The organism is Aeromonas sp. 604282 (genome assembly GCF_049170575.1).
Taxonomy (GTDB): domain Bacteria; phylum Pseudomonadota; class Gammaproteobacteria; order Enterobacterales; family Aeromonadaceae; genus Aeromonas; species Aeromonas veronii_A.
Map to the genome: position 1 here is coordinate 70,743 of NZ_JAAKMV010000013.1, position 19,441 is coordinate 90,183.

Annotated in this window: 20 protein-coding genes; 14 read left to right on the plus strand and 6 right to left on the minus strand. The window is 60.7% G+C overall.

The features are described from left to right. Positions 1–108: 108 nt before the first annotated feature. Both G5367_RS15350 and dcuC read right to left on the minus strand, forming a co-directional pair. Complete coding sequence (locus G5367_RS15350; protein ID WP_421244611.1) at positions 109–1,248, minus strand: M20 family metallopeptidase; 1,140 nt, start codon at positions 1,246–1,248, stop codon at positions 109–111. 84 nt (positions 1,249–1,332) lie between these two features. Beyond that, positions 1,333–2,709 carry a C4-dicarboxylate transporter DcuC gene (gene dcuC / locus G5367_RS15355; protein ID WP_421244610.1) on the minus strand — a complete coding sequence of 459 codons (1,377 nt, stop codon included), beginning with the start codon at positions 2,707–2,709 and terminating at the stop codon, positions 1,333–1,335. Positions 2,710–2,994: 285 nt separating this feature from the next. Here dcuC and G5367_RS15360 point away from each other — a divergent pair, with 285 nt between their 5' ends. From G5367_RS15360 to G5367_RS15395, 8 genes are all read left to right on the plus strand, one after another. Beyond that, positions 2,995–3,309 (plus strand): hypothetical protein, encoded by a 315-nt coding sequence (locus G5367_RS15360; protein ID WP_005344357.1) that lies wholly within the window; start codon positions 2,995–2,997, stop codon positions 3,307–3,309. Between the two features lie 322 nt (positions 3,310–3,631). Further along, a complete protein-coding gene (locus tag G5367_RS15365; RefSeq protein WP_288726945.1) occupies positions 3,632–3,982 on the plus strand; it encodes an ArsC family reductase in 351 nt (116 codons plus the stop codon). 19 nt (positions 3,983–4,001) lie between these two features. Next, positions 4,002–5,129 carry a succinyl-diaminopimelate desuccinylase gene (gene dapE / locus G5367_RS15370; protein ID WP_421211764.1) on the plus strand — a complete coding sequence of 376 codons (1,128 nt, stop codon included), beginning with the start codon at positions 4,002–4,004 and terminating at the stop codon, positions 5,127–5,129. Then, positions 5,126–5,815, plus strand: coding sequence for a M15 family metallopeptidase (locus tag G5367_RS15375; protein WP_421211762.1), 690 nt, complete (start codon positions 5,126–5,128; stop codon positions 5,813–5,815). Before dapE ends, G5367_RS15375 begins: the two co-directional genes overlap by 4 nt. Then, on the plus strand, positions 5,812–5,958 hold the full coding sequence (locus tag G5367_RS15380) for a hypothetical protein (protein WP_005337933.1): 147 nt from the start codon (positions 5,812–5,814) through the stop codon (positions 5,956–5,958). Before G5367_RS15375 ends, G5367_RS15380 begins: the two co-directional genes overlap by 4 nt. Positions 5,959–6,227: 269 nt before the next feature. Further along, positions 6,228–7,955: a potassium/proton antiporter gene (locus G5367_RS15385; protein WP_337073590.1), complete on the plus strand. Its 1,728-nt coding sequence runs from the start codon at positions 6,228–6,230 to the stop codon at positions 7,953–7,955. 43 nt (positions 7,956–7,998) lie between these two features. Next, positions 7,999–9,102, plus strand: a complete 1,104-nt coding sequence (locus G5367_RS15390) for a beta-N-acetylglucosaminidase domain-containing protein (protein WP_421244609.1) — start codon at positions 7,999–8,001, stop codon at positions 9,100–9,102. 153 nt (positions 9,103–9,255) lie between these two features. Beyond that, complete coding sequence (locus G5367_RS15395) at positions 9,256–10,464, plus strand: cation:proton antiporter (RefSeq protein ID WP_319920183.1); 1,209 nt, start codon at positions 9,256–9,258, stop codon at positions 10,462–10,464. Positions 10,465–10,537: 73 nt separating this feature from the next. On the opposite strand, the gene G5367_RS15400 is transcribed toward G5367_RS15395, so the two are convergent. Further along, positions 10,538–11,170 (minus strand): LysE family translocator, encoded by a 633-nt coding sequence (locus G5367_RS15400; RefSeq protein ID WP_069554739.1) that lies wholly within the window; start codon positions 11,168–11,170, stop codon positions 10,538–10,540. Between the two features lie 232 nt (positions 11,171–11,402). On the opposite strand from G5367_RS15400, the gene G5367_RS15405 reads away from it, so the two are divergent. From G5367_RS15405 to G5367_RS15415, 3 genes are all read left to right on the plus strand, one after another. Continuing rightward, the gene (locus G5367_RS15405) at positions 11,403–13,025 is read left to right on the plus strand and encodes a methyl-accepting chemotaxis protein (protein WP_216979139.1); all 1,623 of its coding nucleotides are present in this window, start codon (positions 11,403–11,405) and stop codon (positions 13,023–13,025) included. A 175-nt stretch (positions 13,026–13,200) separates the two neighbouring features. Next, positions 13,201–13,731: a DUF1523 family protein gene (locus tag G5367_RS15410; protein ID WP_005344342.1), complete on the plus strand. Its 531-nt coding sequence runs from the start codon at positions 13,201–13,203 to the stop codon at positions 13,729–13,731. Further along, positions 13,728–14,024 (plus strand): winged helix-turn-helix domain-containing protein, encoded by a 297-nt coding sequence (locus tag G5367_RS15415; RefSeq protein ID WP_005344341.1) that lies wholly within the window; start codon positions 13,728–13,730, stop codon positions 14,022–14,024. Before G5367_RS15410 ends, G5367_RS15415 begins: the two co-directional genes overlap by 4 nt. Positions 14,025–14,125: 101 nt before the next feature. On the opposite strand, the gene G5367_RS15420 is transcribed toward G5367_RS15415, so the two are convergent. Continuing rightward, positions 14,126–14,593 carry a hypothetical protein gene (locus G5367_RS15420; RefSeq protein WP_216979140.1) on the minus strand — a complete coding sequence of 156 codons (468 nt, stop codon included), beginning with the start codon at positions 14,591–14,593 and terminating at the stop codon, positions 14,126–14,128. Positions 14,594–14,626: 33 nt separating this feature from the next. Beyond that, positions 14,627–15,562, minus strand: coding sequence for a pyrimidine-specific ribonucleoside hydrolase RihA (gene rihA / locus G5367_RS15425; RefSeq protein WP_216979141.1), 936 nt, complete (start codon positions 15,560–15,562; stop codon positions 14,627–14,629). Positions 15,563–15,784: 222 nt separating this feature from the next. Between rihA and G5367_RS15430 the strand changes: the two genes are divergently transcribed. Continuing rightward, positions 15,785–16,513 (plus strand): RluA family pseudouridine synthase, encoded by a 729-nt coding sequence (locus G5367_RS15430; RefSeq protein ID WP_421244608.1) that lies wholly within the window; start codon positions 15,785–15,787, stop codon positions 16,511–16,513. A 140-nt stretch (positions 16,514–16,653) separates the two neighbouring features. On the opposite strand, the gene udp is transcribed toward G5367_RS15430, so the two are convergent. Further along, the gene (gene udp / locus G5367_RS15435) at positions 16,654–17,409 is read right to left on the minus strand and encodes a uridine phosphorylase (RefSeq protein ID WP_005344336.1); all 756 of its coding nucleotides are present in this window, start codon (positions 17,407–17,409) and stop codon (positions 16,654–16,656) included. Positions 17,410–17,791: 382 nt separating this feature from the next. On the opposite strand from udp, the gene yiaY reads away from it, so the two are divergent. Both yiaY and bamE read left to right on the plus strand, forming a co-directional pair. After that, a complete protein-coding gene (gene yiaY / locus G5367_RS15440) occupies positions 17,792–18,943 on the plus strand; it encodes an L-threonine dehydrogenase (protein ID WP_421244607.1) in 1,152 nt (383 codons plus the stop codon). Between the two features lie 137 nt (positions 18,944–19,080). Further along, positions 19,081–19,419, plus strand: coding sequence for an outer membrane protein assembly factor BamE (gene bamE / locus G5367_RS15445; protein WP_005344334.1), 339 nt, complete (start codon positions 19,081–19,083; stop codon positions 19,417–19,419). Positions 19,420–19,441 lie beyond the last annotated feature (22 nt).

Sequence of the window (19,441 nt, forward strand, 5' to 3'; positions counted from 1 at the left end):
GACGCGCGAAAAATCGAGATAAAAAAAGGGAGGCAACAGCCTCCCGTTTGGAGTGGAGCGGACCAATTTTGAGCGGGCCATGATGACCCGAACAAGGGATAAACCGGCTTATTTCGCCAGCTTGCCCAGCACCCGCTGCAGCAGGCGGATGCGCGGCTCGATGCTGTCCAGCAGCAGGAATTCCGCCTCCGAGTGAAAACCGCCCCCCATGGGGCCGAAACCATCGAGGGACGGCACCCCCGCGGCGGCGGTAAAGTTGGCATCCGAACCGCCACCGGCCTCCAGCCAGTTGAAGGAGATCCCCTCCTCTTTCGCAGCCGCCTCCACCAGCGCCATCACAGCTTCTGTATCGCCGCTCGGGCGCATCGCCGGCTTGAAGGTCTGGCGATCCACCTCGACCCGACAGCCCGCAAGGAAGGGGTTGTTGGCCATAAAGGTGAGCCGCTCGTGCACCGCAGCGGCCTCTTCGTTACTCCAGAAACGCAGATCGACGATTGCCTCGGCAAAGTCGGGCACCACGTTAACGCCGGTGCCGCCCTGTACCACGCCGACGTTCATGGTGGTGCCCGTGGTCATGTTGACCTGCTCGTTAATGGCCAGCACCCAGTGCGCCAGTTCGGTAATTGCAGAGACCCCTTCGGTCAGAGCCGAACCGGCATGGGACGCCTTGCCGTGAAAAGTGATGCGGTACTTGGCATTGCCCTTGCGGGCGCTGATGAGATCCCCGTTGGGGCGCGCCGCTTCGGCCACCAGCACGCAGCCGCTCTGTTTGGCCTTCTCCACCAGCCAATCTTTCGACCAGGGGGAGCCAATCTCTTCGTCGCAGTTGCAGCAGACCAGCACCTTGAGCTTGGCCAGCTGCACCGGATCCATCTCTTTAAGTGCATAGCAGATAGAGAGCAGGCCACTCTTCATGTCCGAGACACCGGGGCCAAAGGCTTGATTGCCTTCGATTTTCAACGGGCGCTTGGCCGCTGTTCCCTCGGGGAAGACGGTGTCCATGTGGCCCACCAGCATCACGTCGTAGTGAGCGGCACCCGGTGCATTGGTTGCCTCGAGGCAGGGGCCGCACTCGGCAGCAAACTGGTGGCGGGTCACCTGCCAGCCGATGGCCTCATATTTCTCGGTCATGATGTCGGCCACTTTGGCCACCCCGGCCGGGGTGCGAGTACCGCAATCGAGGTTGATGAGCGGGGCCAGATCTGCCAGGTAGGCATCCAGAGAAAAAGCGTTGCGAGAGTCTGTCATTGTCATCTCCTGGGACGGGAGGGCAGGCCTCCCGTCCGACAGCCGAGTGAAAGGGGCGGACAGCTCGTGCCGTCCGCCACCCGCTTACATAAACAGCAGATAGTTGAGGGTCAGCGCCGTCACCAGCGCCCCCGCCATCGGCACGCTGGTCCGTTTGACCACGGTAAAGGGCGACACCTTGGCAATCCCCGCACAAGCGATCAGCACCGCCGCGATGGGAGAGATGGTGCGGCCGATACTGGAAGCGAGCTGCATCGGCAGCAACATGGTCACCGCAGGCACGCCAAACTTGGCCGCCACCGCCGGTGCCAGGGTCGAGAAGCTCAGGAACGCCGCGTTGCCGGAGCCCATGATGACCGCCGCCACCATGATGAGGCCCACCATCACCAGGGTCATCAGGCCGCTGCCGATACCGGCATTGCTGGCAGAGTGCAGCAGGGTATCGATGGCGCCGATGGCCTTGAGAGATTCGGCAAACAGCTCGGCACAGACGATGAGCGCCACCACAGGGCCAAACACCTTGCCCATGCCATCGAGGAAGCTCGACAGCCCCGCGAATGCGGTTCGCACCGAGCGGCTACGCAGCAGCTCGCACAGCATGCCGATAAAGACCGACAGCAGCATGGCCACCTCCACGCTCATCTTGATGTCGCTCACCAGCAGCTTGGAGAAGGTCATCATCAGCACGAAGGGGATTATCGGCAGCAGGGCATACCAGGTGGGCGCCTGCACGCTCTCGGTGCCCTGCTCGTCCAGCTCGGCGTGATCGCCGCGATGGAGCGCAGGATCCCAGCCATCCTTGCGATCGCAGTGACGCTGCCAGAAGAAGTGCAGCACCATGGTCACCAGCAGCATGGGGGCCACCAGCCAGATCTGGTAGTCAACGAAATAGCTGGTCGGATCCATGCCGGATTGACCGGCGGAGAAGATGGCGTTGGTCTGGGTCGGGCCAATTTCAAACGCCTGGGAGGTGGCGATGACACCACAGGCGGAGGCCGGGCTGATGCCGAGGTTGCGCATCACCGGATACATGGTGACCATCAACAACAGGCCAAGGCCGGTGGCGGAGGTGACGAACAGGGAGACAAAGACCGCCACCAGATAACAGATGGCAAGCATCAGGTAGCTGGACTGGATGCCCGCCACCGGCTTGACCGCCACCCGCACCAGCGCCTGAGAGGCCCCGATATGGGACATGTAAGTGGCAAAACCCGCCACCGCCATGATGGTGAGGCCGAGGCCCGCCGCGCGGTAGGAGAAGATCCCCCTGAACACTTCGAACAGGTCGAACAGGGCGAAGCCGGTGCTCTTGTCAGCGGGGAGAATGGGGTGCAGCCCCAACCAGTAGGCCACTGCAAAAATGGCCATGCCCGCCAGCGCCAGCACCGCCTGCGGGTTGTAATCCTTGATGATGCCGTAGACCACGGCGACCAGAACGAGCAAGACGAATAAAAGTTCCAATATTCACTCCTGATAAATTTATCGAGGAGCGAAATCTAGTGATCTGACTACTGTTTGCCTTTGATCCCCATCAATAAAGGTGACGACATTGGGCTTTGACAGCACAATATGTTAGCCAAGTGCCAAATTTTCGTTTTTTCACCCACAGAAAAACCTTTACCATTCTCGGAAAGAGAATTGTCTGACGCGACTCCCCTCTTTTTTGCGTTGGATCAACATACGACAGCGCCGAAGTGGCGAAGATGCGCTTCGACATATAGCGACCATTTCGCGCCGGAGAGAGTTATGACAAGCCAAGCCACCGCAGGTGTCTCGACCTGCGACTACAAGCTGTGGGACATCCTCGTCGAGTCTGCAAAGGAACGCACTACCATTCGTTATTCCAAACTGGCCAAGCAGGCCGGGCTGGAACAGTGCCAGGATGAACTGCGCACCCTGCTGCAGCGCATTCGCATGTACTGCACAGAAAACAACCTGCCGATCCTCTCCGCCATCGTCGTGGACGACGTGGGCAAATACACTGGCCTCTCTTCCAGCCTGCCTGATGCACCCTGGGAACGGGCCCGGGTCTTTGACCATGAGTGGGCCCCCCTGCACTGATTGAGGTGCTTGATGATGCCAACCAAGACGCGCCCGCTGGCGCGTTTTGGCTATCTGGCGTTTGCCCTTTCTCTTTTTCTCCTGCGATAGCGGCTCTTCTCCCGCAATACCCGCCCCATCGGGCATACCCGCCGCACTGCTTCTGATCTTGATCTTGATCTCAAAATCGCCGTTCAGGTGTGACCAGTTCCGGTAAAACCCGCGAGCCGGACCATCGGCGTTGCCATGGGATTGCCACAATGCCAGAATCGAGCCCTTGCACTCTGTTGATTCGGATTTTCGGGCACGGCCACGGCCAGCGCCCACAAGAGAAGGACTCCCCATGGCCATCACCCTCTATGGCATCAAGAACTGCGACACCATCAAAAAAGCCCGCAAGTGGCTGGATGAGGCCGGTATCGACTACCGCTTTCACGACCACCGCGCCGACGGCCTGAACCCGGACGATCTGGACAGCTGGCTAGCACAACTCGGCTGGGAAGCCCTGCTCAACAGCCGCGGCACCACCTTCCGCGCCCTGCCGGACGAGGCCAAACATGGACTCGATACCGCCAAAGCGCGTGCCCTGCTGCTGGAACATCCGGCCATGATCAAGCGCCCGCTGCTCGACCGTGACGGCGAACTGACTCTGGGTTTCAAGGCCGATCACTACCAATCCCTCTTCTCCCGTTAAGGACAACTAAGGACAACTGATGTCGGATGTCATCGCACTGGCCAAGGATCTGATCCGCCGCCCCTCCGTTACCCCCCTCGATGAAGGGTGTCAGACCCTGATGGCGGAGCGCCTCGCCAAACTCGGCTTTGTTATCGAGCCCATGGTGTTTGAGGACACCACCAATCTCTGGGCCCGCCGTGGCAGCGAGGGGCCGCTGTTCTGCTTCGCCGGTCACACCGACGTGGTGCCCGCCGGGCCGCTGGACAAATGGCACACCCCGCCGTTCGAGCCGACCATAAAGGATGGTGTGCTCTACGGGCGCGGCGCCGCCGACATGAAGGGCTCGCTGGCTTCCATGGTGGTGGCGGTCGAACGCTTCGTGGCCGAGCATCCGGATCACACCGGGTCCATCGCTTTTCTCATCACCTCCGATGAGGAGGGGCCCTTTATCAATGGCACCACCCGGGTGATCGACACCCTGGAGGCCCGCAACGAGAAGATCCGCTGGTGCATCGTCGGCGAGCCCTCCTCTACCGCCGTGGTAGGGGATGTGGTGAAGAACGGCCGCCGCGGCTCCATCACCGGCGATCTGCTTGTACGCGGGGTGCAGGGGCATGTGGCCTATCCCCATCTGGCTGACAACCCGATCCACAAGGCGGCGCCAGCGCTGGCCGAGCTTGCCGCGACCGTGTGGGATGAGGGTAACGCCTACTTCCCCCCCACCAGCTTCCAGATCGCCAACATCTCGGCCGGCACCGGCGCCTCCAACGTCATTCCGGGCGAATTGCAGGTGCAGTTTAACTTCCGCTTCAGTACCGAACTGACCGACCTGGATATCCGCGAGCGGGTCGAGGCGCTGCTGGATAAACATGGCCTCGATTATCAGCTGAGTTGGACCCTCTCCGGCCAGCCGTTCCTCACCGACACCGGCAAACTGTTGGCAGCGGCGGTCTCCGCCATCGAGGCGGTCAATGGCCAGCAGCCAGCCCTGCTCACCACCGGCGGCACCTCGGATGGGCGCTTTATCGCCCCCACCGGCGCCGAAGTGATCGAGCTCGGCCCGGTCAACGCTACCATCCACAAGGTTAACGAGTGTGTGAAGGCGGATGATCTGGATCTGCTGGCGGACATGTACCAAGGGGTGCTCGAGAGATTGCTGGCATGACCCAGGAACAACTGCTGGGGCTCGACGAGAGCCACCTTATTCTGGTGGGGCAAGGCCCTCATCGTCTGACCGCCGCCACCGCGGCGGTCTTCAACGACATGCAGGTAGCCGCCGCCCACGCTGGCTTCAATCTGCAACCGGCCTCCAGCTGGCGCAGCTTTGATCGCCAGCTCGCCATCTGGAACGGCAAGTGGCGCGGCGAACGGCCACTGCTCGATGCCAACAGCCAGCCCATCGATGCCCTGCAACTGAGTGACGAGGCGCGGCTGCACGCCATTCTGCGCTGGAGCGCCCTACCGGGCACCAGTCGCCACCACTGGGGTACCGATCTCGACATCTACGACCCGGACTGCCTGCCCGCCGACACCAAGCTGGCGCTGGAACCCTGGGAGTATGAGGCCGGGGGCTGGTTTGCAGATCTCAGCGAGTGGCTAAACGACCATATGAGCGACTTTGGCTTCTTCCTCCCTTATGCCAAACCGGTCGGGGCGGGGAGCGGGGTCGCTTACGAGCCCTGGCATATCAGCTTCGGGCCCGAGTCCCGTGCGCAACGGCTCGACCCGACGACGCTGGCACTTTGCCTGCAACAGGCGGATATTGAAGGCAAGGCGACCATATTGGCCAACCTTGATGAAATTTTGGACCGTTATGTCACCACCAGTCCTGACGAAAGGAAAATCCCATGAATCTCTGGCTGTGGATAGGGTTGCCGCTGCTGTTCCTGCTCGGGCTGTTTCTCAATGCCATCAAAGACATGAAACGGCTGGAGAAGCAGTTGCCCAACTACAAGGACAAGATCCGCGAAGTAAAGGATGACGAGGACGACTGAGTCCCGCTCCATCCCGTGGGGAGCGCCCTTGTGCTCCCCTCTTTCTCTGCCGTGTCATTTCGCTTTTCCCCGCCCGCTCCTCTCTGCGCATCCCGATATCGATGCACCTTTTACACTGCTTTCGTTAACCCCGTCACAGTCAGAATATGGCGTAGCCATGAGGCAAAAAATGTAAAAAAGTGCAAATTGATGCACAAATAAGCCACACAAAGGGGACCTAACTGCATATAATGTGCCTACTTTGCACATTACCAAGAAGGAGTTCGCCCTTGGATGCCGCTACCATCAACAGTTTCTTTCTTGTCGCTGCCCTGTTGGTGGGAGCCAGCGTACTGTTGAGCGCACTCTCTTCCCGCCTCGGCATTCCCATTCTGGTCATTTTCCTCGCCGTCGGCATGCTGGCGGGTGAAGATGGTCCAGGTGGCATCCACTTCGCCGACTACTCCGTCGCCTATCTGGTAGGCAACCTGGCGCTAGCCATCATTCTGCTTGACGGCGGCATGCGCACCCGGGTCTCCTCGTTTCGGGTGGCACTCTGGCCAGCCTTGTCGCTGGCCACGGTCGGGGTGGCCATCACCACCGGCCTGACGGGCCTGGCCGCCGCCTGGCTGTTTGACCTCAACCTGATGCAGGGGATGCTGATCGGAGCCATCGTCGGCTCCACCGATGCGGCGGCGGTCTTCTCCCTGCTCGGCGGGCGCAGTCTCAACGAGCGGGTGAGCGCCACCCTGGAGATAGAGTCAGGCAGCAACGACCCCATGGCGGTGTTTCTCACCGTCACCCTGATTGAGGTACTTGCAACCGCCCAGCAGGGGCTGGATGCGGGCTTCCTGCTGCTACAACTGGTCAAGCAGTTTGGCCTTGGTGCCGGGATCGGCCTTGGCGGCGGCTGGCTGCTGTGGCGCCTCATCAACACCGCCCGCCTGGCCCCGGGGCTCTATCCGCTGCTCACCGTCAGCGGCGGCCTGCTCATTTTTGCCCTCACTACTGCCGTAGGCGGCAGCGGCATTCTTGCCATCTACCTCACAGGTCTGTTGCTCGGCAACCTCTCCCTGCGCAGCCGTAGCACAACCCTGTCGGTACTGGATGGACTCACCTGGCTGAGCCAAATCGGCATGTTTCTGGTGCTGGGGCTGCTCGCCTCGCCCCACAAGCTGCTACCCATCGCCCTGCCCGCACTGGCGCTGGCAGCCTGGATGATCCTGTTTGCCCGCCCGGTGTCGGTCTGGATTGGGCTATTGCCGTTCAAGAACTTCGCCCCGCGCGAGCGCTGGTTTATCTCCTGGGTTGGCTTGCGCGGCGCCGTGCCGATCATTCTGGCGGTGTTCCCCATGATGGCAGGACTGCCCAATGCCCAGCTCTACTTCAACGTCGCCTTCTTCGTGGTGCTGGTCTCGCTGATTTTGCAGGGTAGCTCGCTGCCGCTGGCATCAAAACTGGCACGGGTCGAAGTCCCGGCACCACCGTCACCCATCAATCGCTCAGGGCTCGAGATCGATCTCGACAGCCAGTGGGAGACCTTCGTCTACCAGCTGGGGGAAGAGAAGTGGTGTATCGGCTCGCCGCTGCGGGATCTGCAGATGCCTGCCGGCACCCGGATCTGTGCCCTGTTTCGTGGCCGCGAGCTGCTCCACCCCTCGGGCAGTACCTGTCTGCAGGCCGATGACATTCTCTGCGTGATCGGTCACGAACGTGACCTCCCCGCCCTCGGCCAGCTGTTCAGTCAGGCGCCGGAGCAAGATCTCGGCCCCCGCTTCTTCGGTGACTTCCTGCTGGAAGCAGCGGCACGGCTGGTGGATCTCGCCCCTCTCTACGGGCTGGATGTGAGCGAGGTGGCGGATCAGACACTGGGTGATTTTATTGCCAGCCAGTTGGGCGATAATCTGGTGGTCGGTGACAACATCGAATGGCAGGGCCTGATCTGGACCGTGGCCGAAATGGACGAGAGCGTGCCGAGCAAAATCGGGGTGCGCTTTCAGGAAGAGGACCCGGTCTGACCGACCGTCCCGTATCAAGTCCCCAGCAAGAAGGGAGAGCGTTATGCCATATCAAAGTTTGCTGTCCGGCCCCCTCCCCCCAGCTGCCAATCTGGGGGTCATTGAAGGTTTTTTTGGCAAGGGATGGAGCTGGCAGGCCCGCGCCCGCTACGCACAGTGGCTGCCACGCCACGGTTACGGCTTCTATATCTATGCACCGAAAGAGGATGGCTATCTGCGCAAGCACTGGGCCCTCCCCTGGCCCGAGCAGCAGCTGGCGGATCTCGCCGAGCTGGCGCGCCAGTGCCGCGCCAACGGGCTCGCCTTCGGGGTGGGCTTAAGCCCCATGGGGGCCCATCACGACTACGATCGCAAACGCCCGGCGCTGCTTGAGAAAGTGCGCTTCATCGACGAGATGCTCCAGCCCGATATCCTGGCGGTGCTGTTTGACGACATGAAGGGGGATACCCCGGATCTGGCCCGTCACCAGCTCACCATCGCCCACGATATCGCGGCCCACAGCAAGGCGACCCGCCTCATCTTCTGTCCCAGCTACTACTCGACCGATCCGGTGCTGGAGAAGGTGTTTGGCGCCATGCCTCCCCGCTATCTGGAGGAGCTTGGCGAGCAACTCGACCGCCGTTTCGAGATCTTCTGGACCGGCCCCAAGGTCTGCTCCAGCGAATATCCGGCCAGCCACCTCAAGCAGGTGACCGACCTGCTCGGCCGCAAGCCCTTCCTTTGGGACAACTACCCGGTTAACGATGGCAGCAAGGCGAGCAGCTACCTGCACCTGCGCGCTTTCGAGAACCGCCCCGCCGAGCTGGCGGAGCTGGTCTCTGGCCATGCGGTCAACCCGATGAAGCAGGCGGCGCTCTCCGCCCTGCCCCTCGCCACCCTGCCAATGAGCTACCGACTCGGCAAGCAGTACGACCCCGGCAAGGCGTTGCACGCCGCCCTCAACGCCACCTGTGGCCCGCAGATCTCGGCGATGTTCGAGGCCGACCTGCCGCTGTTTCAGGACATAGGGCTGGCCCAGCTGACCCCTGAGCAGGTGGCCCATCTCAAGGCCCGCTACCTGCCGTTTCGCGACCAATCCTGTGTCGACGAAATCGTGCGCTGGCTGGACGGGGAGTATGTGTTCGACCCCGACTGTCTGACCGATTGATCTGCCTCGGCAGGCGTGATGGGCACAGCCACTCTGGACAAGGTGTGCGCACAGTTACGGCAACGAAGAGTTAATCACTGAGAATATCGGGCATAACCCGGGGCCAGGATGGCAGTTAAACAGCCCTGACAAGATGGTTTCAAGGGAGCTTGTATGGATACACATCTGCTTTACCAGAATCTGGCGGTGATCGCCGCCTTCTTGCTGATCTACAGCCTGATCGCGGGGCGCTTCGAATCAAAACTGGTCAACGGCCCCCTGCTCTTTCTGCTGACCGGCTGGTTGCTGGGGCCTGGCGGGCTGGAGCTGCTCTCCCTCTCTATCGACAGTGACGGCATCAAGCTGCTGGCCGAGCTGACGCTGGTTATCGTGCTGTTCAACGATGCCGCCAACACCAACTGGCAAGTATTGCTGGCCAACCGGCAGCTCCCCATCCGGCTGCTGATGATCGGCCTGCCTCTTACCCTGCTCTGTGGCGCCCTATTTGGTCACTGGATCTTCCCCGACCTGCCACTGCTGGAGATGGCTATCCTCTCCACCATTCTTGCCCCCACGGATGCGGCGCTCGGCAAGGCGGTGGTAAGCAACCCGGCCGTACCGGCACCGGTGCGTGAAGGGCTCAATCAGGAGAGTGGCCTCAACGACGGCATCTGCGTACCGGTGCTGCTTCTGCTGCTGGCTCTTATTGCCCCCACCGAACAGCATGCAGGCACCGCCACTCTGGCCCTCACCCTGATGCTGGAGGAGATCGGCATTGGTCTCCTGGTCGCTTATGTACTGACCAGCCTCACTATCCGGCTGCTGAAAATCTCCTATCTCAACGGCTGGCAACTGCCGCTCTGGCGCCAGCTCACCATGCCGGGGCTGGCCCTGCTCTGCTTTGCGCTGGCCCAGACTCTCGGAGGGAGCGGCTTTATCGCCGCCTTCGTTGGTGGCCTGCTAATGGGACGCCGCCTGGGCGAGCACAAGCACGCCTATATGGACAGCTGCGAAGGCTACGGCGACCTGCTCTCCGTGGTGATCTGGATGGTGTTTGGTGCCACCCTGATGCCCATCCTGCCCGAGCTGCTGCACTGGCAATACTGGCTCTATGCCATTGCCAGCCTCACCCTGCTGCGGATGGTGCCGGTCTGGCTGAGCCTCATCGGCACCGGCCTCAAGCCCGAGCTCAAGCTCTTTATCGGCTGGTTCGGGCCGCGGGGCCTTGCCAGCATCGTCTTTGCGGTGATGGTGCTGCAAAACCAGCCTGCCCTTATCGGCCAGCGGCCCATCATCGCCACTGTGCTCTGCACCATCATATTGAGCGTCGTCCTGCACGGCCTCACCGCCAACCCCTGGGTCGAGCGTTTCAAACCGCGCTGAGCTACCCTGCGCCCATTAAAAATGCCACCGACCGGTGGCATTTTTCTTTGGTGGCATGGGTCACTGACGGCTCTTAACCGAGCGCCAGCCAGACCCCCACTCCCAACATCAGGGTACCGGCGATGCGGTTCATCAGGGTGACGTTGCCGCTCTTGGCGAGGAAGTGGCGCAGGGTACGACCGCCGCTGGCGTAGAGCAGCAGGCAGGAGAATTCGATGACCAGGATCAGCGCCACCAGCGCGCTGATCTGCGGCGCCATCGGCTTGTCGGCGGAGATAAAGGGGGGCAGCAAGGAGATCATAAAGGCCCATCCCTTTGGGTTGGCAATGGCGGTGACAAAGCCCTGCACCGCCAGCCCCATGGCGCTGGTCTGCTGACCGGCCGAGAGATCCGCCGGAATGGCCATCTTCCCCTTGGCCTGCCACATCTGGATACCTAGCCACACCAGATAGGCGCCCCCTACGTATTTAAAGGCGGCGAAGATCCCCGGATAGTTGAGCATGATGGCAGCAACCCCGATCACCGACAGCACCGAGACCAGGCCGACGCCGATCAGCTCCCCCCACATCATGTGCAGGGTGCGACGCACACCCAGGCTCATCCCCAGCGTCATCGACAGGGTCATGCACATGCCGGGGGTCACCGAGACAAAGAAAAAGGTCGGAATAAACAGAGCCAGAATGGCCGGATCGATCCAGCTGGACACAGCACACCTCCATATGACGAGAGCGAGAAATCACGAAAACGGGACAGGGTTGACACAACCCGGCCAGTTGTACCACATATTCAGGGGATTAAGCGCTCAATCATGCCTATATGGTGCCTTTCGCACAAGGAAAAACCTTTTCTTCAGCAAATTTCAGCAATAAAAGACTGTGACAGCTCCTGACGTAGATGTGTAATATGTCAGCTCCTCCCATTTCGGATTAGAGCCATTTATGTCATTGAATAATCTATCAATACGTGTCCAGGTCCTGATACCGCTGCTGCTGGCCAGCCTGCTGATGATGGTAATGATCGCCATCAGTAAACAGGGGCTGGACGATGCCATCCGTGACATAGATGAGACGACCCAGAGCGTAGTCCGGCACAAGGACGATATTGCCACATTGATCCACACCACCTACCGGCTGCGCACCAGCGCCATCTATGGCCTGTACGATGCCAAGCTGTTTGCCGCACTGCCCGCGAACCTCAACAGCGCCGAGCAGGAGATCAATGCCATCCTCGGTCGCTTGGTTGTCCCCGGTGCCGAGCAGGATAACCGTCAGGTCGCTGCTGCCCTGCAGGCCTACCTCAGCCACACCCGAAATAATATGCTGCCGTTACTGGCAGAAAAGCATCAGGGAGGTGGCGATCCGGTCGCCTACGAGGCGGCCCGCCTCCATTTCCGCGAACTGGGTGAGCAGCTGATCAAACAGATCGACAGTATGTCCGCCCACATCAACCAATTGATCCAGCAAGAGCTGGCCGAAGAGCAGGCTCACTATGACGCCACCCTGCTACGTACCCTGCTGCTCACCGCTGGTACCCTGCTGGCGGCGCTGATCTGCGGCTGGGTCCTCTCCGGTCGCATCGTCAGCCCCATCGGTCAGCTGCAAGAGGTGATGCACGCCGTGGCGCAAGGGCGCTTCAACGTGCGCGCCAAAGCGGAGGGCAACAACGAGCTGACCCGTCTGGCCAAAGATATCAACCTCACTCTGGGGCAACTTGGTAGCACCATCGAGAACCTGACCGGGATCAGCAACAGCGTCGCCTCCGCCGCCACCGAGCTGGCCGCCGTGATGACCCAGTCCGAGGCCAATGCAAAGCAGCAGCACAGCGAGATCGAACAGGTCGCCTCCGCCGTGACCGAACTCTCCAGCACCGCTGACAACGTCAACCACAACGCCGCTATCGCCGATGAGCTGGCGCGGGAGGCCAATGGCAGGGTTGAACAGGGGCTCGCCCTCTTTACCGAAAGCATCGCAGCCAACAGCCGGATGGCAGGCAGCCTGGAAGATGCCGCCGCCATCGTAGCCCAGCTCAAATCCCAGTCCGAGCAGATCGGCAAGGTGATTGAAGTGATCCAGGGGATCTCCGAGCAGACCAACCTGCTGGCGCTCAATGCTGCCATCGAAGCGGCCCGTGCCGGCGAAACCGGACGCGGTTTTGCCGTCGTCGCCGACGAAGTGAGAATGCTGGCAGCCCGTACCCAGGACTCCACCAAGGAGATCCAGGCCATCATCGAGCGGCTGCAGAGCCAGTCCCAATCCGCCAACAACGGCGTGCAGGAAACCCTGGAGATCCTCGGTCATAACCAACGCCTGTCAGCTCAGGTGCAGGATCTGCTGAGCGGCATTACCGGTGCAGTACGCCAGATCAACGACGCCAACGCCCAGGTCGCCACTGCCGCCGAGGAGCAGTCCTGCGTCACTGCCGACATCAACCGCAACATCACCAATATTCACGAGATCGTGAGCCAGAGCTCCGCCGGCATCAGCCAGAGCGCCTGTGCCAGCAACGAACTCTCGCAGCTCGCCGAACAGCAACGCAAGCAGCTGGCCCAATTCCAGCTGTAAGCGCACAACGTGGATCAGACAAAAAGGCCCGCAAGGGCCTTTCTTGTTGATGGTGCAATGGCTTTGTCTCTGTTTTAAACGCCATTTTTTGGCTTGCGGAGCCATAAGGGGCTGGGCTGAGGGGGCAAATGTGAGTATGGTAGAGGCACGTCACTTCCCCTCACGTGAGAACACCATGAGCCTGAGATTCAAGAAACCCGCCTTTATTGCCCTTGGGCTCATCGCCCTCATTTCTGCCGCCTGGCTCGACTACTACCTGCCAGAGCACACCATCGCCACCATCACCGGGGTCGAGGTGAAGCGCACCGACAAGGATGGTCCCATCAGCCAGAAGAACCCGGCTGACGGCCCGACCACCGACGTCTACTACATCTATACCGAACGCCCCGGCGAGAAGATCCGGGTGTTCAGAAATGAGGATACCGAGTGGGGCTGGCCCTTCTACTTCAAGTTCAACGCCGCCGACGTGCAGGCCAAGGCCAAGTCGATGGAGTTTGAAAAGCGTCTGGCCATCATTACTTCCTACGGCTGGCGCATCAACATGTTCTCCATGTTCCCCAACGTCACCAAGATTGAGAGTACCGAGCCTGATGCTTCCACCTGGAGCTTCTTCCGCTGGTTCTGGTTCGGTCTCTGGGCACTGGTGATGGGCAAAGCCGCCATCGCAACCTGGCGCTACTTCGATCGTCTTGAGGACGAGATATGAGCGAGCCGAGCAAGACCCGCACCAGCTTCTACCGGCGGCTCTACGTGGCCTGGCTGATCAGCCAGGGCACGGATACGGTGCCCGCCATCATGGAGGCGACCGGCATGCCACGCCGCACCGCGCAGGATACTCTAAGCGCGCTGGCCGAACTCGATATCAGCTGCGCCTTCGAGCAGACCGAGGGGGCGCGCCACCTGCAGGGGCACTACCGCATCAGCGACTGGGGCCCCATCAATCCGGCGTGGATCAAGGCCCAGCTGCCGCTTATCAAAGAGACGCTGAGCTATCCCTGATCCGGGAACTGCTCTGCAATCACACCCAGCGTTGAATTAAAGAGGGGCCAGCCGGCAAGGCTGGCCCCTCTTTTTTCAGGCCGATGGTGTGGTAGGTTGCCCTACTCGGGCAATGCCGAATCCTCCAGCTCCCCGTCAGACTCGCCACGGGTGCAGTCGATGATGGATCGCTTGGGGTTGTTGGGGTCGCGCAGCAGCAGGGGCGCCACACCCTCGTCATGCTTCTGCTCGTCGCCAAACTCGCTGCCGTAGGCGTTATGGGTCAAGCGGCGGGCGTTGGCGATGGGGGTATCGACAAACAGGGCGTGCACTTCGAAGCTGGAGGCGGGCACGATAAAACCGACCACCGGCAGGCCGTGCAGCTCCTCGTGCACCTTGTACCAGGCAAAGCCGTCGCTCACCTTGTAGGGGGTGTAATTGGCCAGTTGTAGATTGGCGGCCCTGCCCGTCTCATTCACATAGAGATCGGTAAATTCACAGGTCGCCAGCCCCTGCCACATCCGCTCGAATGGCGTCGCACAGCCTGTCAGTTGCAACCCGGCCAGCAGCGCCAAGCCTCTCTTCCACATTCCCCGCCCCTTCTTGCAAAAATGAACCGGCGCTCAGTCAAACGCCCGCAGCCGCGTCACCAGCAGATCGATAAAGCCCGGACGATCCAGCCCCAACAATACCAGCGCATTGGCTGGCTTGCCGGTCAGACCATAACGATCCACCACCGTCATCCCCACGGTATGCTCCCCCCGGGTCTCGATATCGACCCGGCACTCGACCCCGTGGAACAGCTCGGGAGCCAGCAACCAGGCAATGGTACAGGGGTCGTGCAGCGGCGCGCCAGCAAATCCCCACTTGGGATCCCGATGGTAGATCATGAAAAAGTCGAGCAGCCCGGCCACGCACTGGGCCACCGGATTGGTGATGGCGCGCACCCGCTCGATATCCTCGTCCATCACCTGCGCCTCGTGGGTCACATCGAGGCCGCACATGGTGATGGGAATGCCCGACTTGAACACCATATCGGCAGCTTCCGGGTCCACATAAATATTGAATTCCGCTGCTGGTGTCCAGTTGCCGGCCCCTGCGGCGCCCCCCATCAGCACGATGCGGGCAATCTTGCTCTTTAGCTCGGGGTGAGCAGCCAGCAGCAGGGCGATGTTGGTGAGCGGGCCGGTCGGCACCAAAGTCACGGGCTCCGGGCTCTCGCGCAGACATCTGGCCATCAGCGCGATCCCCGTCATCCCCTGCGGTGCAAAGGCGGGATCCGGCAGTTTGGGGCCATCGAGACCCGATTCGCCGTGAACGTTGTCGGCGATGATCAGCTCGCGGGCCAGCGGTTTCGGTGCCCCAGCCGCCACCGGAATATCGTCCCGCCCCAGCAGGGTGAGGATGCGCAGGGCATTGTTGAGGGTCTTGTCCGGCGTCTGGTTGCCCGCGCTGGTGGTAACTGCCAACACGTCAAGTTCAGGGCTGGCAAGCGCCAGAATGAGGGCGATGGCGTCGTCGTGGCCGGGATCACAATCGAGAATAACGGGCAGTGCCATGGGATGAGTCCTTACAACATAACAGGGAGCCATACCTTAACAAGCAAGCCTCGGATGAACTCGGGAAGGGGTCACAAAACGGGGCCTTGTTGCTGACCAGGGCGGTTTGCACGGCACACCGCCTCTCTCAACGCGGCTCATTATCAAAAGATTGCATGACGTCATTCCGTTCATTTTCCGAGGCTGCGCACCACCCATTCGCCCGGCCGCGCCGGTTCGGGTATGATCGCACCCTGTTTCCAGCCTGTGCCACCTATGTCCGTTATCGTCGACACCTTTATCGCCCCGCCCTGCAAGGCCTCCATCGAGATCCTGTTCGAGGATGAACACCTGCTGCTCATCAACAAGCCGAGCGGCCTGCTGAGTCTGTCAGGCAAGAACCCGCAGAACCTCGACTCGGTTCACTATCGACTGGTGCAGGATTTCCCCGGCTGCACCCTGGTGCACCGCCTAGATTTTGGCACCTCAGGCATCATGGTGGTGGCCAGAAACAAGGCCATCAATGCCCTGCTCTGCCAGCAGTTCAGTCAGCGGGCTGTGAGCAAGGCCTACAGCGCCCTGCTGTGCGGTCATCTGATTGACGACGAAGGGGTTATCGACGCCCCCATCGCCAAGGATCCGGCCCTCTTTCCGCTGATGAAAATCTGCGCCGCCAGCGGCAAACCCGCCCGCTCCCGCTATCAGGTGATTGGGCGGCTGGAGTTGCAGATGCAGGGGCAAATTGTGCCATTAACCCGGGTGCGACTGGTGCCGGAGACCGGCCGCACCCATCAGCTGCGCATCCACAGCCAGCTGCTGGGCCACCCTATCCTCGGTTGCGATCTCTATGGCGGCCTGCTGCCGCCCGGCTGCGAACTGGCGCCGCGGCTGATGCTGCATGCCAGCGAGCTGGATTTTGCACATCCGGTGAGCGGCGAGCCGATGCAGATCCGCTGCTCGCCCCCTTTTTAGAGGTAATGAGTAGAGACAACCAGCGCGAGTGCGACGGGATCAGTGAAAGGGGTGACGGGAGAGGAAAAGCGGTAAACGGCGGATAAAGATAGGGGCCGTGCTTTCGCAACGGCCCCCACCCCCCACTCTTTGTGGTGCTATCAGATCAGCTTGCGGGCAGCGCCCAGTACGATCTTGATGGCATCAGATTCGGTCTTCGCCATGGTTTCGGCGTTCGGGATCTCTTGCTGGGTACGGTTGACGATAACGCCAGCTACCATACCGGCACGCAGGCCCTGGCTGGAGCACATGGTCAGCAGGGTTGCAGATTCCATCTCATAGTTCAGCACGCCCATGGCTTGCCACTCTTTCATGGAACCCTGGAAACGGCTCACTACGCGGCCGGATACGGTGTCGTAACGCTCCTGACCCGGGTAGAAGGTATCGGAAGAGGCAGTCACACCGATGTGCAGCTTGGAGCCCATCTCTTTGGCGGTGTTGACCAGCGCGGTGGTGCAGTCGAAGTCGGCAACCGCCGGGAACTCCATCGGTGCAAAGTGCAGGCTGGCACCGTCGAGGCGCACGGAACCGGTAGTGACGATCACGTCACCCACGTTCAGGTGCGGCTGGATGGCGCCGGTGGTGCCGATACGCAGGAAGGTGTTGATACCCAGCTGGGCCAGCTCTTCTACCGCGATGGAGGTGGACGGGCCACCAATACCGGTAGAGCAGATGATCACGGCCTTGCCGTCCATCTCGCCGCGCCAGGTAGTGAATTCACGATGGCTGGCCAGGTGCACCGGGTTATCCAACAGCTCTGCGATACGCTTCACGCGCTCGGGGTCACCGGGGACGATCGCCAGGGTGGCGCCTTGCAGATCCGCTTTCTTCAAACCCAAGTGAAATACATCAGACATATTGGACTCCTGGTTGTCCCCTGCCAGCATGGTCAGGGCACAAGTTAAGATGATTCTTTATGATACTTTCAAGCCTTTACCCCCCTCTTCGGGGAGGCGCCAACTATGGTCGAAAGCGCTTTCCAATTCCTTGAAGCGCCTCACACTTCCACGCATTGACAGTGACAAACATTGCGCAAAACGTTTGCTAACTCAATGAAATAATTGACAAACGTTTTTCTGCAAATCGAGTCAGATGCGGGAAAGTCAAGCCTGGTTCAGCGCTTAATTAACGACTCGTGATCGACCCCGTAAAGTTGTAAACAAGATGCTTTTGTATCCCTTTCTAGATGGTAGCCTAGCTCTCAAATACCACTTAATGGCTAACTATAGGAAGTCCATCATGGCTACATTCAAGTTCTATATTCCCGCTATTAACCTGATGGGTGCCGGCTGTCTGCAAGAGGCCGCCGCCGATATCAAGGGTTACGGCTATCGCAAGGCGCTGATCGTCACCGACAAGATCCTCAACCAGATCGGCGTGGTCACCAAGCTCACCACCCTGTTGGCTGAACATGGCATTGAAAGCGCTGTTTTCGATGAGACCAAACCCAACCCCACTACCAGCAACGTCGAAGCGGGTCTGGCGATGATCAAGGCCAACGGCTGTGATTGCGTCATCTCGCTGGGTGGCGGCTCGCCCCACGACTGCGCCAAGGGCATCGCGCTGGTCGCCGCCAACGGTGGCAGCATCAAGGATTACGAAGGGGTGGATCGCTCCGCCAAGCCGCAGTTGCCGCTTATCGCCATCAACACCACCGCCGGTACCGCTTCCGAGATGACCCGCTTCTGCATCATCACCGACGAAGCGCGCCACGTGAAAATGGCCATCATCGACAAGCACGTTACCCCGCTGATGTCGGTCAACGATCCCGAGTTGATGCTGGCCAAGCCGGCTGGTCTCACCGCAGCCACCGGTATGGATGCCCTGACCCACGCCATCGAGGCCTATGTCTCCACCATCGCCACCCCGGTGACCGATGCCAGCGCCGTGATGGCTATCGAACTGATTGCCAAGCACCTGCGCACCGCCGTTCACCATGGCGATGACCTGCATGCCCGCGAGCAGATGGCCTACGCCCAGTTCCTGGCCGGCATGGCCTTCAACAACGCAAGCCTGGGCTATGTGCACGCCATGGCCCACCAGCTGGGCGGTTTCTATGACCTGCCCCACGGTGTCTGCAACGCCGTGCTGCTGCCCCACGTTCAGGCGTTCAACGCCCAGGTGAGCGCGGCTCGTCTGAAGGATGTCGCCCGCTACATGGGGGTGGACGTGAGCGCCATGAGCGACGAACAGGGCGCCGCCGCTGCCATTGCCGCCATCAAGCAGCTGGCGCTGGATGTGAAGATCCCGGCCGGTCTGGAGCAACTCGGCGTCAAGGCCGATGACTTCGATACCCTGGCCAGCAACGCCCTGAAAGATGCCTGCGGCTTCACCAACCCGAAACAGGCGAGCCACGAAGAGATCGTCGCCATCTTCCGCGCTGCAATGTGATTGTTGCCTGATTGCCAGAAAGGGTCGCAGTGCGACCCTTTTTATTGGCTGATGGATCAATGGCTTTTTACTTCCGTGGAGGGAGTCGGTATGATTTGCCGAGCCAAAAAAGACTGTATGGATGATCTGAACTCGATATGCGGATGAAACACCTGATTGCCGCGGCCTTGACCGCCCTCACCCTCTCCGGTTGCAGCCTGGTCTATCGTATCGATATTCCCCAGGGCAACTATGTGGAACAAAAACAGGTCGACAAACTGCGCCAGGGGATGACCCGCGAGCAGGTCAGCTATGTACTGGGAACCCCCATGCTGCGTGACGGCTTTGATCCCAACACCTGGTACTACCTCTATGAGTTCCAGCCGGGGCGCGGTGAGAAAGAGCGCAAGGAGCTCACCGTCACCTTCGCCAATGACAGGCTGACCACAGTGACGGGTGACTTCCCGCTGCCAGCAGCTTTCAATACCCCGCTCTGATATACCGCAAAACCGGCCTCGT

Excerpts from the sequence above, each read along its gene's own strand:
- G5367_RS15375 (WP_421211762.1), top strand. The coding sequence starts at position 5,126 with ATGACCCAGGAACAACTGCTGGGGCTCGACGAGAGCCACCTTATTCTG.
- udp (WP_005344336.1), bottom strand. The coding sequence starts at position 17,409 with ATGTCTGATGTATTTCACTTGGGTTTGAAGAAAGCGGATCTGCAAGGC.
- G5367_RS15380 (WP_005337933.1), top strand. The coding sequence starts at position 5,812 with ATGAATCTCTGGCTGTGGATAGGGTTGCCGCTGCTGTTCCTGCTCGGG.
- G5367_RS15420 (WP_216979140.1), bottom strand. The coding sequence starts at position 14,593 with ATGTGGAAGAGAGGCTTGGCGCTGCTGGCCGGGTTGCAACTGACAGGC.
- G5367_RS15430 (WP_421244608.1), top strand. The coding sequence starts at position 15,785 with ATGATCGCACCCTGTTTCCAGCCTGTGCCACCTATGTCCGTTATCGTC.
- bamE (WP_005344334.1), top strand. The coding sequence starts at position 19,081 with ATGCGGATGAAACACCTGATTGCCGCGGCCTTGACCGCCCTCACCCTC.
- rihA (WP_216979141.1), bottom strand. The coding sequence starts at position 15,562 with ATGGCACTGCCCGTTATTCTCGATTGTGATCCCGGCCACGACGACGCC.
- G5367_RS15405 (WP_216979139.1), top strand. The coding sequence starts at position 11,403 with ATGTCATTGAATAATCTATCAATACGTGTCCAGGTCCTGATACCGCTG.
- G5367_RS15350 (WP_421244611.1), bottom strand. The coding sequence starts at position 1,248 with ATGACAGACTCTCGCAACGCTTTTTCTCTGGATGCCTACCTGGCAGAT.
- dapE (WP_421211764.1), top strand. The coding sequence starts at position 4,002 with ATGTCGGATGTCATCGCACTGGCCAAGGATCTGATCCGCCGCCCCTCC.
- yiaY (WP_421244607.1), top strand. The coding sequence starts at position 17,792 with ATGGCTACATTCAAGTTCTATATTCCCGCTATTAACCTGATGGGTGCC.
- G5367_RS15415 (WP_005344341.1), top strand. The coding sequence starts at position 13,728 with ATGAGCGAGCCGAGCAAGACCCGCACCAGCTTCTACCGGCGGCTCTAC.
- G5367_RS15410 (WP_005344342.1), top strand. The coding sequence starts at position 13,201 with ATGAGCCTGAGATTCAAGAAACCCGCCTTTATTGCCCTTGGGCTCATC.
- G5367_RS15395 (WP_319920183.1), top strand. The coding sequence starts at position 9,256 with ATGGATACACATCTGCTTTACCAGAATCTGGCGGTGATCGCCGCCTTC.
- G5367_RS15390 (WP_421244609.1), top strand. The coding sequence starts at position 7,999 with ATGCCATATCAAAGTTTGCTGTCCGGCCCCCTCCCCCCAGCTGCCAAT.
- G5367_RS15360 (WP_005344357.1), top strand. The coding sequence starts at position 2,995 with ATGACAAGCCAAGCCACCGCAGGTGTCTCGACCTGCGACTACAAGCTG.
- G5367_RS15365 (WP_288726945.1), top strand. The coding sequence starts at position 3,632 with ATGGCCATCACCCTCTATGGCATCAAGAACTGCGACACCATCAAAAAA.